This window comes from Bacteroides sp. RTP31139st1_H2_RTP31139_211217 (genome assembly GCF_040227615.1).
GTDB classification, from domain to species: domain Bacteria; phylum Bacteroidota; class Bacteroidia; order Bacteroidales; family Bacteroidaceae; genus Bacteroides; species Bacteroides uniformis.
Map to the genome: position 1 here is coordinate 84,156 of NZ_JBCNZM010000002.1, position 14,039 is coordinate 98,194.

At 44.1% G+C, this 14,039-nt stretch carries 14 protein-coding genes, 3 pseudogenes and 1 riboswitch; of the genes and pseudogenes, 9 read left to right on the forward strand and 8 right to left on the reverse strand.

Annotation, left to right across the window (positions count from 1 at the left end):
- Nucleotides 1–66: 66 nt before the first annotated feature.
- Together ABUA47_RS00730 and ABUA47_RS00735 are read right to left on the reverse strand one after the other, a co-directional pair.
- The gene (locus ABUA47_RS00730) at nt 67–390 is read right to left on the reverse strand and encodes a type II toxin-antitoxin system RelE/ParE family toxin (RefSeq protein WP_005834986.1); all 324 of its coding nucleotides are present in this window, start codon (nt 388–390) and stop codon (nt 67–69) included.
- Nucleotides 375–542: a hypothetical protein gene (locus ABUA47_RS00735; RefSeq protein WP_165860120.1), complete on the reverse strand. Its 168-nt coding sequence runs from the start codon at nt 540–542 to the stop codon at nt 375–377. Before ABUA47_RS00735 ends, ABUA47_RS00730 begins: the two co-directional genes overlap by 16 nt.
- A gap of 69 nt (nt 543–611) precedes the next feature.
- Between ABUA47_RS00735 and ABUA47_RS00740 the strand changes: the two genes are divergently transcribed.
- Nucleotides 612–1,520, forward strand: a complete 909-nt coding sequence (locus tag ABUA47_RS00740) for a DMT family transporter (RefSeq protein ID WP_005834988.1) — start codon at nt 612–614, stop codon at nt 1,518–1,520.
- On the opposite strand, the gene ABUA47_RS00745 is transcribed toward ABUA47_RS00740, so the two are convergent.
- Genes ABUA47_RS00745 through ABUA47_RS00755 form a run of 3 tightly spaced genes read right to left on the reverse strand, consistent with a single transcriptional unit; the run spans nt 1,480 to nt 5,127 of the window.
- On the reverse strand, nt 1,480–2,157 hold the full coding sequence (locus tag ABUA47_RS00745; protein ID WP_035450263.1) for a thiamine diphosphokinase: 678 nt from the start codon (nt 2,155–2,157) through the stop codon (nt 1,480–1,482). The two genes, ABUA47_RS00740 and ABUA47_RS00745, sit on opposite strands and share 41 nt — an antisense overlap.
- Before the next feature lie 7 nt (nt 2,158–2,164).
- Nucleotides 2,165–2,815, reverse strand: a complete 651-nt coding sequence (gene pnuC / locus ABUA47_RS00750; RefSeq protein WP_035450261.1) for a nicotinamide riboside transporter PnuC — start codon at nt 2,813–2,815, stop codon at nt 2,165–2,167.
- On the reverse strand, nt 2,815–5,127 hold the full coding sequence (locus ABUA47_RS00755) for a TonB-dependent receptor (RefSeq protein ID WP_035450260.1): 2,313 nt from the start codon (nt 5,125–5,127) through the stop codon (nt 2,815–2,817). The genes pnuC and ABUA47_RS00755 overlap by 1 nt, the downstream gene beginning before the upstream one ends.
- 33 nt (nt 5,128–5,160) lie before the next feature.
- Nucleotides 5,161–5,257: riboswitch (TPP riboswitch) on the reverse strand.
- Between the two features lie 105 nt (nt 5,258–5,362).
- Between ABUA47_RS00755 and ABUA47_RS00760 the strand changes: the two genes are divergently transcribed.
- On the forward strand, nt 5,363–6,232 hold the full coding sequence (locus ABUA47_RS00760) for a mechanosensitive ion channel family protein (RefSeq protein ID WP_034528887.1): 870 nt from the start codon (nt 5,363–5,365) through the stop codon (nt 6,230–6,232).
- Between the two features lie 125 nt (nt 6,233–6,357).
- Here ABUA47_RS00760 and ABUA47_RS00765 read toward each other — a convergent pair whose 3' ends face one another.
- Entirely contained in the window at nt 6,358–6,600 is a 243-nt protein-coding gene (locus tag ABUA47_RS00765) for a hypothetical protein (protein ID WP_005828479.1), read from the reverse strand.
- Nucleotides 6,601–6,728: 128 nt separating this feature from the next.
- Between ABUA47_RS00765 and ABUA47_RS00770 the strand changes: the two genes are divergently transcribed.
- Nucleotides 6,729–7,271, forward strand: coding sequence for a hypothetical protein (locus tag ABUA47_RS00770; RefSeq protein ID WP_005828477.1), 543 nt, complete (start codon nt 6,729–6,731; stop codon nt 7,269–7,271).
- A gap of 50 nt (nt 7,272–7,321) precedes the next feature.
- Here the strand turns inward: ABUA47_RS00770 and ABUA47_RS00775 are convergent.
- Nucleotides 7,322–7,613, reverse strand: a pseudogene (locus ABUA47_RS00775) (pyridoxamine 5'-phosphate oxidase family protein).
- Between the two features lie 103 nt (nt 7,614–7,716).
- Here ABUA47_RS00775 and ABUA47_RS00780 point away from each other — a divergent pair.
- The 6 genes and pseudogenes from ABUA47_RS00780 (at nt 7,717) to ABUA47_RS00805 (ending at nt 12,973) form a co-directional block, all read left to right on the forward strand.
- Nucleotides 7,717–8,166 (forward strand): hypothetical protein, encoded by a 450-nt coding sequence (locus tag ABUA47_RS00780; RefSeq protein ID WP_005828472.1) that lies wholly within the window; start codon nt 7,717–7,719, stop codon nt 8,164–8,166.
- Nucleotides 8,167–8,394: 228 nt separating this feature from the next.
- Nucleotides 8,395–8,604, forward strand: a complete 210-nt coding sequence (locus ABUA47_RS00785; protein ID WP_005828467.1) for a winged helix-turn-helix domain-containing protein — start codon at nt 8,395–8,397, stop codon at nt 8,602–8,604.
- 636 nt (nt 8,605–9,240) lie between these two features.
- Complete coding sequence (locus ABUA47_RS00790) at nt 9,241–10,617, forward strand: MATE family efflux transporter (RefSeq protein ID WP_035450256.1); 1,377 nt, start codon at nt 9,241–9,243, stop codon at nt 10,615–10,617.
- A 139-nt stretch (nt 10,618–10,756) separates the two neighbouring features.
- The gene (locus tag ABUA47_RS00795; protein ID WP_005828457.1) at nt 10,757–11,596 is read left to right on the forward strand and encodes a GyrI-like domain-containing protein; all 840 of its coding nucleotides are present in this window, start codon (nt 10,757–10,759) and stop codon (nt 11,594–11,596) included.
- An 8-nt stretch (nt 11,597–11,604) separates the two neighbouring features.
- Nucleotides 11,605–12,378, forward strand: coding sequence for an N-acetyltransferase (locus ABUA47_RS00800; protein WP_005828455.1), 774 nt, complete (start codon nt 11,605–11,607; stop codon nt 12,376–12,378).
- Between the two features lie 4 nt (nt 12,379–12,382).
- Nucleotides 12,383–12,973: pseudogene (locus ABUA47_RS00805) on the forward strand (RteC domain-containing protein).
- A gap of 75 nt (nt 12,974–13,048) precedes the next feature.
- On the opposite strand, the pseudogene ABUA47_RS00810 reads toward ABUA47_RS00805, so the two are convergent.
- Nucleotides 13,049–13,282: pseudogene (locus tag ABUA47_RS00810) on the reverse strand (Arm DNA-binding domain-containing protein); the annotation flags it as partial.
- Between the last annotated feature and the right edge of the window lie 757 nt (nt 13,283–14,039).

Here is a 14,039-nt window from a genome sequence, read left to right on the forward strand (position 1 = left end):
GAACGGACGATCATGCGTCTGTTCCGTTAATCTTCCATAAATCTGCTCTTGACAAGATTGGCTGCTTTATTCTGTATCGGGTTCTTCCCGGATGATGTTTATCATGCTGCCCAACTTATGATGGTTGTTCCATAGCACAAGCACTTCAATCTTCCGGAGACTGTGCCGGTAAAGAAGCGTATAGTCGGGATGCGGAATGATGTACCGTATGTTCTCTGCTTCGGTGGGCTGTCCGATAAACGGATTCAGCGTGACACGGTACAATGCATTTTGGAACAAGGTGTACAGAGTCCCGCCACACCGTTTGTTGCCATCTCTTTCTTGCGAGGAAATCAGCAGGTCCTTCAGAGCTTCTTTGGCAAGTGGCGACCAGATTATTTGTTTAGCCATGCTTCCACCTCCTTACTGATTGTGACATCCTCTTGTCCTTCTCCCTCATCCAGTTGCCGGCAGGCTTTCTTAAGGTCATGGCGTAGCCGGGTGGAGAATGCGAGGACTTGCTTTGTTTGCTGGGACGATTGCTCTTCTTTAACTTTTGCCATAACGTTATCTCCTTTTTCCTTAAAACATTTCAAAGTAATGAATTGTTTGAGGGGAAAAATACGAAGCTGATGAAAGATAAGAAACTGGAAGCCAATCTCAGTATGGTTGCATCGCGCGTCATGGCGGGGTTGAATATGAATGGATTGAAATTTCTGCTCCCTTTGTGGCTGGGTGCATTGACAGGTGTCACGGTGCGTTGTGTCTTTGCTGCCGTGGCATTTTGGATAACAAGCTGGTTTGTAAAGGAGGCACCGGTCACAAGGCGGCAGCGGATAGGGCTGTTCTGTCTGGGAGCTTTCGGACTCTACGGGTTCATGTTCTGCTATCTGCTGGGCATCAGTAAGACGACTCCGGTTTCCAGTGCCATCTTCAACTCCATGCAGCCCATTTGGGTCTTTCTGATATCTGTCTTTTTCCTGCACGAAAAGGCTACGCTGATGAAGATAATCGGCATAGCGCTGGGTTTTGGCGGTGCGTTGTTGTGTATCCTTACGCAAGGCAGTGATGACCTGGCGCACGATGCGTTTACGGGCAACATGCTCTGCATGGTGAGCTCGCTGGTCTTTGCCGTTTACCTGATTGTGAGCAAGAAACTGCTGGAAGAGGTCGGGGTAGTGACGATGATGAAGTACATCTTTGGCGGTGCGGCAGTAACGGGATTGATTGTGTCGTCCATTATAGGCTGGGATGCACCCTTGCTTACGGATGCCTTGCATGGGGAGTGGCACTGGGTGCCGTGGGCGGTGCTGGCTTTTGTGCTGGTTTTCCCTACTTACCTCAGCTACTTTCTGGTTCCGGTGGGCTTGAAGTATCTCAAGACGACGGTTGTAGCCATGTACAGCTATCTGATACTGGTGGTGACTACCGTTGTTTCCCTCACCTTGGGGCAAGACCGTTTCAGTTGGACGCAAGCCGCTGCCATTGCCATGATTTGTATCAGCGTGTACTTTGTTGAAGTGGCGGAAGCGAAGAAGTAGTGACGAATACCAGGTATTCCCCTTCCGCCTCGATGGTGAATTCTGTACTGGTGCATTCGTTGAGTGTGCCTTGCCACCAGTTGGTGAAATCGCTGAGGGGATAGACCAGTCCTTTGCCATGCAGACCGTGTGCAGTGAAGTTGATGATGGATACTTGCTGTCCGGGATGGCTTGGGAAGGTGCGGGTACTCCGGCAGGGGATGAAGATGCCGTAATCGGTATAGGTACGTACATCGGCTCCGGCACGGAGATAGTCGATGAGCAGGCTGATATTTCCCAGTGTATGGTCTTCACGCTTGCCCGTGGCACCGATGATGGCGATGCGGCGTTTGCCTTGCGCCAGCAGGAAATTGACGGCTTTAGTCTGGTCGTTGGTCTCCTGGTCGCTGATACGGTGTAGGATATGTCCGAACTTCCGGCGGTTTTCATCACTGAGGGAGTCACCGTCGCCGATGATTACGTCGGGAGTATGGCCCCGGCGGATGTATTCGTTCGCTCCACCGTCGCAGCAAACCACGTATGGCGCTTCCGCCAATATCTTCAAAGGCAGGGGACCGGCAGGATATTCCCCATTCGCCAAAACTACGGCATCAATAGTTGATAATTGCTCGTTGCTCGTTGATAGTTCGTCTTTCATGTCTTTCTTAATCCCTAATCTCTAATCCTTCGTCTTTGCTCATCATTTTTCTCCATTTGAAGTAGCCAAAGATAGCTATAATTGTATAAAGGGCATATAGTCCGGCTGTAAAATCAAGTCCTTTGTAGATGTACAGTCCGGAGCTGACGGCATCTACCGCAATCCATGCCCACCATTGTTCTACATATTTCCGTGCCAGCATCCACATGCCGACGATGCTCAGTGCGGTGGTGAAGGAGTCCAGCCAGGGCACATTGCTGTCCGTGAAGTTTATCAATATCCAGGCAATGCCGAGGAAGGCGGCGGTGAATACGGCTGTAAGCGGCAGCAAGTAGCGCGTCGGCATATAGGTAATGGAAAGCTCCTGCTTTTGTTCTTCTGTTCTGTTGTTCTCTCCCCTTTGTGGGGCATCTTTCCGTTTCAAGATAGTACGTCGTAGTACAGCTCCGTACTTCCACATCATCCAGCCGTAGATGGCAGCACCCAGATAATAGATGTTGATGCCGAAATCTGCATACAACCCCGCATCATAGTAGACAAAAATATAGACGGCAGGCATAATGATGCCCGCTATCCAAAGATAAATGCTTGCCCGGTACTCCAACCAGAGGTAGAGGAGCCCGGTCACAGTGCCTGTAATCTCAAGAATATGTTCCATCAGAAATTGATTGCTATATGTCCCAATACATTCGTTCCCGCCTGGGCAGCGTAGCCGGCATAGTTGTAACGGACTTTTCCTTCGTTATCGTCGAGATAGTATCCGCTGCCTGCGTATCCGTTATTCTCGTATTCTTCATTGAACAGATTATAGATGGTGCACCCTATGGTTACCGACTTTACTTTAGGCAACTTGAAGGTATAGGACAGATTCAGGTTGCTTACGAAATAAGCATCCAGTGTGCACTCCTCTCGCTTGGCGTTACTCATGTATTGCTTGCTGATATATTGTGACTGCAACGAGGCCTCGAATCCCTTGAACGTATAGCCGAAGCGGTTGTTCAGTATGAAGTCGGGAGAGAATGCGATGGGGGTATCCCCGTGTTTGATGACCCATGCTTCCGACCCAGCCTCCTCGTTTTCAAAAAGTGTCTCGGTAAAGTTCTGCACACGGTTCTTGCTGAGTGTGGCATTGATGTCCCATTGCAAGCCGCAGTCCAGTTTGATGCCAGCCATCAGTTCAATACCCGTACGGTAGCTGTCGGGCACGTTGCTGGCCATGGCTTCGCCTATCTCGTTCAGCTCTCCCGTCAGTACCAGCTGGTCTTTATAGTCCATATAGTAGAAGTTGGCACCCGCATGGAGCCATGAGTTGGCGAAGGTATATCCCAGTTCGTAGTCGAACAAACGCTCAGCCTTGGGATGTTCGGTGAAGTAGCCGTCGGTGTAGTTGTTGCGCGTAGGTTCTTTATGGGCTACGCTGAACGAACCGTATAGGCGGTGGTTGCGGTCGATTTGCCAGGACAGTCCGGCTTTCGGGTTGAAGAAGTCGAAATCTTCGTCAATGTCCAATTTTTGCATTCCCGGAGTGGCGGCAGTCCAGTTGTACTTGTCGTTCAGTCCGTTTATCTTGTAGTTGATGTGGCGGTATTGCAGGTCGAGGTAGGCGCTGAGGCCGCTTACCAGTTCATAATTGACTTTCAGATAAATATTTCCGTCGTTCTTTGTGGCGTTGTTGCGGTAGTAGTCGTGGTCGGGGTTCAGTTCGCCGATATAGTTCTTTACCCAAAGCACTTTTCCGAAGTGGTCGCCGTCATAGCGGTTCAGTGCACCGCCTAGCGAGGCATGCAGACGGTCGGCTTTGTAGCTTACGGAGAAGATTCCACCGCCAAACCAGTTGTCCATTGCCTTCTTGCGGATAAGGTCGCTTACTTCTACCTTGCCGCCATTGTATTCGAAAGGAGACATGCCGTACTCTGCTAACGAGCGTTCACCTTTATATTCTTGATAGTATCCGTCGCCTTTGGTGTAGTGCAGGCCGATATTCAGGTTCCATTGTGGGGTGAAATTGTGGTTGAATAGCAGCTGGTAATTCTTTTGCGTATAGTTGTCGGTCTGGTCGTCATAGAAATGCAGTGCACCTCCTTCGTCCGTGAGGTAATGCTTCTCGCCGTTGTCGTCTTTATAATATTCTTTGTTGTATACATGGCCGTCCCGGTCGGTGGCGTACATGAATCCGCAGGAATTATAACGCCGTCCGTAACGTTCCATCTCTTCCTTGCTGGCATAGTTCCATGCGTGGTAAGTGCGCTCTTTGCCGGCAAAGGTTATCAGCTTGATAGAGGTGTTGTCATTGTAGTACCCTCCTTGCAGGTAATAGGAGTTCAGTCCCACAGACGCCCGGTCTATATATCCGTCTGTACTGATGTTGGAGAGCCGCGCGTCGAACGACCAATGATTGTTGATGAGTCCCGTTCCCACTTTCACCGTCTCCTTGTGCGTATGGAAGGAGCCGTAGGAACCGTTGAATTCTGCATAGGGTTTCATGGAGAAATCACCCGTCTGCATGTTGATGCTGGCACCGAAAGCTCCTGCACCGTTCGTTGAGGTACCAGCTCCGCGTTGCACCTGCATATCCTTGACGGAGGAGGCGAAATCCGGCAGGTTGACCCAGAATACCGTGTGGCTTTCCGCATCGTTGATGGGAATACCGTTAGCGGTGACGTTGATGCGTGTGCCATCTGTTCCGCGGACTCTCAGTGTGGTGTAACCCACCCCGGCACCGGCGTCGCTGGTAGTAATGGCGGAGGGTGTCATACTCAACAGATACGGCAGGTCTTGTCCGAAATTCTGTTTTTTCAGTTGTTCTTTGCCTATATTGGTGAATGCCACCGGTGTGCTGTTTGTGGCACGTGTGGAGATGACTTCCACTTCCTGCAGGTTTATCACCCGCAGACTGTCTTGCTCTTGTGTCTGCGCACAGACACCCAGTGCTGCCATAAGGAGGCAGGTCGCCATTGCATGTCTCTTCATTTGCAATTGTTTCGTTTAGATGAATACAGAAAAGGGGAACTTTTCTTCTTTTCCCTCCGCCGGCATTACCCGGATCAGGTTAATGGGTATGATCTCAGCCCGTCGTATTAGGGCACCCCTTAGTTGAAATCGGGAGCAAAGGTAGGAGTTTTCGTCGAAAGTGGCAAGTTAAGTGAACGAAAGTCAGAGTTATTTGTTAATTTTGCAGCATTAATTTTAAAAAAAGAGTATAGTTATGTTATCATCTTTATTCATGGCAGCCTTTGCTGCCCAAGTTGCTGACGATGGTTTCAGCAAACTGCAGATATTCCTTCAGCAATTGATAGATTGGGGCGTAAGTGCCGGTGGACGTATTATTGGAGCTGTCATCATCTTTGTGGTAGGACGGTTCTTGATTTCCTTTCTTAGGAAAATGCTGGCGAGGTTATTGGCAAAAAGACATGTGGATGCCAGTATCCAGAGCTTTGTGAAAAGTTTAGTCAATATCTTGCTGACCATTCTGCTGATTATTGCCGTTATCGGCAAATTGGGAGTGGAAACTACTTCTTTTGCAGCTTTGTTGGCATCTGCCGGTGTGGCTATCGGTATGGCACTTTCCGGAAACTTGCAGAATTTTGCGGGTGGATTGATTGTACTGTTGTTCCGTCCTTTCAAGGTAGGCGACTGGATTGAAAGCCAGGGAGTGTCCGGAACGGTACGTGAGATTCAAATCTTCCATACGATTCTGACCACAGCCGACAATAAGGTAATCTATATCCCTAACGGTGCGTTGAGCAGTGGTACAGTGACTAATTACAGCCGTGAGGATACGCGTCGTGTAGATTGGGTGATCGGTGTAGAATATGGTGAGAATTATGACAAGGTAGAGAGCACCGTGCGTCGTATCATCTCCGAAGACAGCCGTATCTTGAATACTCCCGAACCGTTTGTAGCTCTTCATGCCTTGGATGCCAGCAGTGTGAATGTGGTGATTCGTGTTTGGGTGAAGAGCGGAGACTACTGGGGCGTTTATTTTGATATGAACAAGAAGATTTACTCCGTATTCAATGAGGAAGGTATCGACTTCCCATTCCCGCAGTTGACGGTGCATCAGGCGAAAGACTGAGTGGGCTACAAGTTTCAATTTACTGGCTATCAGCTACTATAAGTTACGGGCTACAAGTGTACTGCATTATCATACTGCAGGACACTTGTAGCCCGTAACTTAATAGTAGTCGGTAACTCCGTAATTTATTTATAACTTAATTCTGCCTCTATTTCTTCGCAGACATCTTGCTCCAGGTTGAGCAGCTGATTGATTTCTTTTCGTTTTTCCAAATCCGTGAAATAGCTCTCCACTACTGCATAGATGTTGAAGCCGGTTGTGGAACCCGCAGCCAAATCCAATGACTCAACCATTTTCTCTACTGCTTGATGAATGCGTTTCTTACTGATAAAATGCAGTTCATTACTATGAATTAAGCTCTTTTCCATGATATTTTCTGTTTTAGTTATTGTAGTTATAACATTCTATCAAGCAAGTAAGTTCATGTAGATTGAACAGATTTGACAGTCGGTCGAATGATATTTTTCCTATATTTGCAAAAAATATAAACGCGGCAATGAAAGAACTGTTTATAAAAATACTCCGTTTTCTGATGTTTGTACTGGTCGTAGCTTTGGGCTGCATCGGATATAACATCTATGAAGATACGTTGGCTGCTGTGTGGATACCCGTAGGGGTAGGACTTGTGGTGGCAGTCGTTACACTTCCTCTATATAAAAAATGGATATGGCTGACAACGATGGAGCAAAAGGCAGTGAATATATTGTGCCATGTGGTGTGCGTGGGTGTCATCAGTTGTTCGCTTTTTCTGGTAGGGAATTATCGGATGGCGGCTCCTGCTTCGACAAAGGAGGTGACGGTTACCGTACTTGAGAAGCTGATAAAAGAACATGAAAAGAGACGTAAAGTAGGCAAGCATCGTTATGTGTCGGACGGAGTACGTAAGGAATATTACTTAAAGGTGGCTTTCGAGGATGGAGCGATAGAGACCTTGCATGTTTCCACAGCCACATACAACAAAGCACGAAAAGGCAAACCGAAAGTCCTGACTTTGCAGAAAGGAGGTTTCGGATTGCCGGTGATAACGAAGGGGCTATAGTTTTCATCCCCCCCCATGCAAGACATCAGATGAGGAACTGAATGCTCTTCTTAAAGATTTCTGCGTACAAAATGTCCGTCAATCCAAATGGTGGCATGGTGTCCTTTGAATTTCAGTAATACATAATTGGGAGCTGCCGGGCCTTTATCTCCACCTTACCGGTGAGCACTACGCTGTTTCCTTCTTCCTGAAAGCACAAACCTGCTTTCGGATTGGCTGCACCTTTGTTTTAAGACTGTCTTTGCCGGTTGCCAACCATACGGTGGTGGCCCCTTCCGACTTGATATTGCTCATTGGAACGGGGCTGGGATGATATTCTTTATAGGTTGTAAAGATACAGATAAACTGATAGGGAAATCCCTATGTATAAATAGAGAGAATCACGGAAAAGGAGGTTTTTATCATACTACATTTGCTGTATGGATAAATACTAAAACTTTCTATTATGAAAAAGATGTCAGTTGTTTTAGGCTTGTTACTCGCTGTCTTGGTGATGGGCTGTGGCATTTATGAAAGCTACGGGTTTGATTATAAGCAGTTGAGCAGCATTGAACGTGGTATGAGCTTTAAAGAGGTGTGTACCATTTTAGGAGAGCCTGCATTTAGAGATTTGAATAAGGAGGGAGAGGCTTGGACATTCCGCGCTTATACTCCTGCGGGGTGGTCGGCTGTCAAGGTGTGGTTCAAAGACGGAAAAGTGGACGAAATGAAGAGCTATCTGGAGGATACTTATCCGGTTACCACTTCGCGGGACAAGAGTTTCATGAATGAGAAAAAAGAATCTTCCGACAAGAGTAGCGAAACAAAGGTAATAGTTTCGCCGGAAGGGAAACATTACATCAAAATGGGCTCGGTAGTAGTCACTCCCGAAGGCAAGCATATAATAGTACCTTGATTATACCAACATAATCGTTTCCGGATATAGTATAATGTGAATATACCTTTCTATAAAGTGTTGATATTTATAAAGTTCTATATTTTTTGCAGATTTTAGGTATATGTAGTTCAAAGAATGTTATCTGAAATGAAAAGAATGGGCAATGTTTGTCATTGCTCTGTCTTTATCTTATATTTGAGTAGATAATATAGGATATCATTTTAAGACTAATAATAAGATAATAATATGAAGAGTATTGAGAAGGCGACCAATAATATGAAAATGGTATATTCCATTTTGTGCAATCTTAAGAAGTGTACAATCTTTGAATTGCAGAAACTGACGAAGTTCAGGGATGTGGATTTGTGTTTGGCCTTGGGGTATCTGCTGCAGAATAACCAGATTTATCAGAAGCGTATTGATAACATGGTTTACTATGGAGTCATCGCAAAATGAAAAGAGATACAATAGGTTTACCACACATTTTGCTTACATGCTTGCATGGTGCTTTCTAATTGTTTGTTATACCGCATTTTACAGTATGTAAGCAGATGCCATGCAAGTATGTAGGCAAACTTTGCTTGCATGCTGTTTTTTCTTGTGCAAATGGCTGGTCTTCTTTCCGCAAAGAACAGCTCTTTCTCCTACTAAAAGCTTATTAATGACTATTGTGCACGGTTGTGATGCAGTTTCTTCACTATTGTGGTACGGCTTCTTCATGCTTGTGGAGAAGTCGTACCACAATAGTGCGCATGCCTAACTATCATTTATTCAGTGTATTGACAGCCTATGTTAGAGCAATGAAAGACTGATAGACTGTCTTTCATTGGCTGTGTGTCTACCTTCAAAAGAGTGATATGGTAGTGGATAATGTTCATGTTTTGCTGCTTTTTCAGTGAAAGAAATCATGAATATTTGGATACTTGAAAAAGAAGTCCCACCTTTGCACGCGAATTAGAAAACCAAAAGAGTTTTGTAATCCTCATCGGAGGGCTGTAAAAATGCCGGATAAGATGACTGGGTAAAACCAATCATTTTATCCGGCATTTTTTTGCTTTTGGGCAAGACAATAACCTATAAATATAGTTGAACATGAAAAGAGATGCAATTGATTTGAGTACACTGAATGTGTTTACATTGTTTCGGAAATATTTTGTTCCTACGTTGCTGGGTATGCTCAGTATGTCGGCCGTAACAGCGATTGACGGGATATTTGTCGGGCATGGAGTAGGTAGCGACGGGATTGCGGCCGTAAATATCTGTGTCCCTTTACTGATGCTTCTTACGGGAATCGGGCTTATGGTTGGTGCCGGGTGTTCTGTGGTCGCTTCTATCCAATTGTCGAGAGGCAAAAGCAAGTCTGCTCGGTTGAATGTGACACAAGCATTACTGTTTGTAACGATTGTTGCTTTGATACCCTCTGCTTTGATGATGGCTTTTCCGGCAGAAACAGCCCGGATGCTCGGCTCTTCCGAACATCTGTTGCCTATGGTGACGGATTATCTGCTGTGGTTTGTTCCGTCATGGGTCTTTCAGATATGGATAACGGTGCCGCTGTTCGTCATTCGTCTGGACGGTGCTCCAAAGCTGGCTATGTTGTGCAGCCTGATTACGGCTGTAATCAATGTGGTGCTCGACTGGCTGTTTATCTTTCCTTTTGGCTGGGGAGTCATGGGAGCAGCATTTGCCACTTCCATCAGCATCATGGCCGGCGGACTGGTGGCGATGGTCTATCTACTGTTTTATGCTCGGCATTTGCGTTTACAACCACTCAAATGGAGTGTCAAGAGCCTGCGGCTTTCCGTGCGGAATATTGGTTACCAGTGCCGTATCGGTCCTTCTGCCTTATTGGGAGAGGCAACGCTTGCTGTTCTTATGTTCGTCGGGAACCAGGTATTTATGTCCTATCTGGGGGACGATGGCGTAGGGGCATTCGGTATAGCGTGCTATTATATTCCTTTTGTTTTCATGGTAGGTAATGCTATTGCACAATCTGCCCAGCCTATTATCAGCTATAATTTCGGACTGGGCTACAAGGAAAGAGTGATGACGGCGGAACGTATTGCGTTGCTGACGGCTGTGGTCTGCGGTGTGGTTGCAACGGTGGCATTCACTGTTTATCCTTATCTGCTGGTTGGCCTTTTCATCAGTCTTGACAGTGAAGCGGCGAAGATAGCGATACACGGTTTCCCCTATTTTGCAAGCGGCTTTGTCTTTTTCATTGTGAATATTGCTGTGGTAGGTTATTTTCAGAGTGTTGAAAGAATAAAGCCAGCTACGATTTTTGCTTTGTTGCGTGGCTTTGTTTTCCTTATTCCGAGTTTTATTTTGTTGCCGAAGTTCTTGGGTGTGTCGGGAATCTGGTTGGCAATGCCACTCTCGGAGGCTTTGACAATCATTGTGATTCTGCTTTTTGTTCTGAAGCATCGGTATGCTTATAAAGTTTCCAGCCAACTCATTACGTCGTAGATGCCTTTAAAAAAACGAGGTTGTGCCAACGTTTTGACATAACCTCCTAAAACCGTAACCTAAGATTTCTAAAATTGGCGAGATTGGACAATCATACATTTGTATGAACTCTATATATTTGCAAATTATATCGTTATAGATGAAAAGTAGCACTGAAAATATATACAAACAGAAAGTCAATCAAGTAATTGATTACATAAATTTTAATCTGCATCAGCCATTGCAATTGAATGTAATAGCCGACATAGTAAATATGTCTCAACGGCAATTGCTCCGTATGATGAGTTCTGCTTTGGATGAACCATTATACTCTTATGTGGCGAGGCAACGAGTAGAACGAGCTGTACTATATATGCAAACTGAAGACATGAGTTTACAGAATTTGGCTGGGTTAGTCGGCTACGATAATCCGCAATCGTTCTCCAAAGCATTTAAGAAACAATTTGGTATCTCTCCCAAAACATATATCAGCAGATTAAGGATGCGATTAAAAGAGTGCGAACATGATGGAAAGGAGTGCGAATTGCATTCTGAAGTCTACAATTTCGAGGGATTAAATTTAGTATATATCCGTATATGGGGTAAGTACGGAGAGGAAGAACCTTATGAAACAGTATGGAGTAAATTGATACATTTCTTAAAGAGCAATGACTTACTTCTGCCCGATACACGTTTTATTGGGTTAAGTTTTGACGACCCTAATGTGACAAACCCTAATCAATGTCGTTTCTATGCTTGTGCATCGGTACAAAAGGAAATTATGCCTACTTGTGAATTTGGTACAATCCGGCTACCACAAGGTAAATATGCGGTCTATACGTTGCAGGGGTATTATACAGATTTGCAGGACTGGTATAACATCATTAACGTAAGCCAAGAATATTCACTTCGTCATGGGATGTCTTTTGAGGAGTATATCAATTATTCAAAAGAAAATAAAAAAGAGAGTATCACAAAAATCTACATACCGATAAAATAAATAAAAGCATGGAAAATAGTTTACCTAAATATATAACTCTAACAGAGGATAATATAGATAAAGAACATATCTGCTGCGCATTCTCTGACAAAAAATGCTTGGAAGGATATGAGTCCAAAAAGGAATGGCTAAAAAAGGAATTTGCTAATGGCTATGTTTTTAGGCGGCTTGATGCACGAGCCAAAGTTTTTATAGAATATGTTCCTGCTGAATATGCGTGGCTTCCGGTTACTGCCCCTAATTATTTAATGATTAATTGTTTTTGGGTTTCAGGGCAGTATAAAGGTCAAGGGCATGGATATAATTTGCTCCAATTTGTGATTGAAGATGCAAAAAAGCAACAAAAAAATGGATTGGTTACTGTTGTAGGTACAAAAAAGAACCATTTTATGAGTGATACGAAATGGTTGCTGCAACATGGCTTTAAGGAAATAGAAAAACTTCCAAATGGATTTTCATTGTTGGTAATGAGTTTTCATGAGAATAGTGCAGTTCCATATTTTAATGATTGCGTCAAAAGTGGAGAATGCCCCGACAAACTGGGAATAGTGGCTTATTATTCTAATCGTTGCCCATATACGGATTATTATGTAAATGGAGTGTTGCGTGTTCTTGCGCAAGAAATAAATATTCCTTTGAAAGTAATTAAATTGGAAACGAGAGAGCAAGCACAAAACTCTCCTACACCAGCTACTATATTTTCTCTTTTTTACAATGGGAAGTTTGTAACTACGGATTTAAGTATTTGTACTGAGTCTAAATTTACAAAACTATTAAAGTAGTAAAATGAAAGAACTGGTTAATAACATGTTAGCTGAAATAGAGGTCAATATATCTGAAATCGACCTCTACGGTTATGATATTGTTGAAACTTTTCTTTCAATAGTGCGTCGTTTGCAAGCGGTTCTCAATGATTTAAAAACAAAACTGCAAATTCATTCCTTCTATAAGATTTATCGGATAGAAACACAATGCCCCGATGGTAGTAATGATGTAATCAGAAACTATATTAAGTAAAGAACTGGATAACCTGACCTGCTTCTTTAACCGTAATCTGGACTTTTACCAATATTATCGTTTTCATTCGACCTTGTATGATGAATATTATGTTGTTCGTGGAAAGTTTGATTTACGCCTATGTACCGATAGCGCACAATTCGATAAAGACCTGAATTTCTCAACCTTGTTTCTTCGGGTGGCATTAACAATGGCAACGTGGGAATAAAAGAAATGATGAATTTTCTCAGTACGGTGCTCTAAATGGAGTTAGGCGATTATTATGCCGCTTATATTGCCATGAAAGAACGGAAGAAGGATTGGACGGCATATCTTAGCCGTTTGCAAGACAGCTTAGTCAAACGAATGGACGAAGGATAGTAAATGACAAACTTCTGTTTTTCTTTTCGCTAGTATTATATTGCTTCAATATTATAAATCAACCATTTAGTCTTGTTGGGGTACCGTGCTGTGGATGCTTTCCAGCATAGAATTGATATGTACGGCTTCTGCGGTTCTGCCGGAAGCCTTGCCTAACTTCACGCTCCAGTGAGCCGGATTTATTTCCAGTTTGGTGTTGAACTGGGCTACAACTTGGTCGATAGTGATACGTGCGATAATCGGTGCGTTGCCGTTCTTCTTTACTGCATTTCGTTTGACGAAATAGAGTAGCTTGAAAGTACTTCTCATAATCTCTTTTTTAGTTACAAAATTAAATTGATGAACTGAAAATGAGATATTTGCAGTACGGACAAATCAAGACAACAAACCGACAATTTCAGACATTCCGTGACCTAAAATCCGAAAGGTCGGACAGGTCACGAATTGGTCACGAAAGTATGTCTTTTTGTGACCATTTCGTGTCTTAGGTCACGGACTTTATACAAAGAAAAAACTCCTGCAATACCTTGATATTGTAGGAGTTGTCTTTTCTTTGTCTGGTTTTGTCCAGCTTCTTGGTGATCCGCCTGGGGCTTTCACCGCAGCAGTCTATTTCTTTGATTTCTAAGCTCTTGTAAACCTTGAAAAATCGTACCGTAACGAATTAGTAACGATTTATAGGAACGCTTGTTGTCAGTGTGAGGCATTCGTTTGTCAGCCGTTCTCTGATGTCGCAAAGATAGAATATTACTTTTTATTTTCCAAGCATTTGATTATTAAATCTTTAAAAAAAGATTCCCGGTGCAAGGGGCGAACCTATATATAGATAGGTTTGCCCCTTGCACCGGGCGGATGCTGCATCAGTCCTACAGCATTGCCGTCCGCCTCAATACTGCCGTTTATGTGAGTCAGTTCCCCTTCCTTTTCGCTGAACCGAAAAAACATGGTGTAGTACACGTATAGTATCCCATGCGCTGCCTTTTATTGTTATTCCTTTGCTGCAAACACAGAAAATTAAGTTTGTTATGGAAGTTATTACATTTGAAAGCGAAGCGTATAAAGCGCT

Bases quoted from the DNA above. Each gene is read 5' to 3' on its own strand.
- ABUA47_RS00730 (WP_005834986.1), bottom strand. From the start codon at position 390: ATGGCTAAACAAATAATCTGGTCGCCACTTGCCAAAGAAGCTCTGAAG.
- ABUA47_RS00735 (WP_165860120.1), bottom strand. From the start codon at position 542: ATGGCAAAAGTTAAAGAAGAGCAATCGTCCCAGCAAACAAAGCAAGTC.
- ABUA47_RS00740 (WP_005834988.1), top strand. From the start codon at position 612: ATGAAAGATAAGAAACTGGAAGCCAATCTCAGTATGGTTGCATCGCGC.
- ABUA47_RS00745 (WP_035450263.1), bottom strand. From the start codon at position 2,157: ATGAAAGACGAACTATCAACGAGCAACGAGCAATTATCAACTATTGAT.
- pnuC (WP_035450261.1), bottom strand. From the start codon at position 2,815: ATGGAACATATTCTTGAGATTACAGGCACTGTGACCGGGCTCCTCTAC.
- ABUA47_RS00755 (WP_035450260.1), bottom strand. From the start codon at position 5,127: ATGAAGAGACATGCAATGGCGACCTGCCTCCTTATGGCAGCACTGGGT.
- ABUA47_RS00760 (WP_034528887.1), top strand. From the start codon at position 5,363: ATGTTATCATCTTTATTCATGGCAGCCTTTGCTGCCCAAGTTGCTGAC.
- ABUA47_RS00765 (WP_005828479.1), bottom strand. From the start codon at position 6,600: ATGGAAAAGAGCTTAATTCATAGTAATGAACTGCATTTTATCAGTAAG.
- ABUA47_RS00770 (WP_005828477.1), top strand. From the start codon at position 6,729: ATGAAAGAACTGTTTATAAAAATACTCCGTTTTCTGATGTTTGTACTG.
- ABUA47_RS00780 (WP_005828472.1), top strand. From the start codon at position 7,717: ATGAAAAAGATGTCAGTTGTTTTAGGCTTGTTACTCGCTGTCTTGGTG.
- ABUA47_RS00785 (WP_005828467.1), top strand. From the start codon at position 8,395: ATGAAGAGTATTGAGAAGGCGACCAATAATATGAAAATGGTATATTCC.
- ABUA47_RS00790 (WP_035450256.1), top strand. From the start codon at position 9,241: ATGAAAAGAGATGCAATTGATTTGAGTACACTGAATGTGTTTACATTG.
- ABUA47_RS00795 (WP_005828457.1), top strand. From the start codon at position 10,757: ATGAAAAGTAGCACTGAAAATATATACAAACAGAAAGTCAATCAAGTA.
- ABUA47_RS00800 (WP_005828455.1), top strand. From the start codon at position 11,605: ATGGAAAATAGTTTACCTAAATATATAACTCTAACAGAGGATAATATA.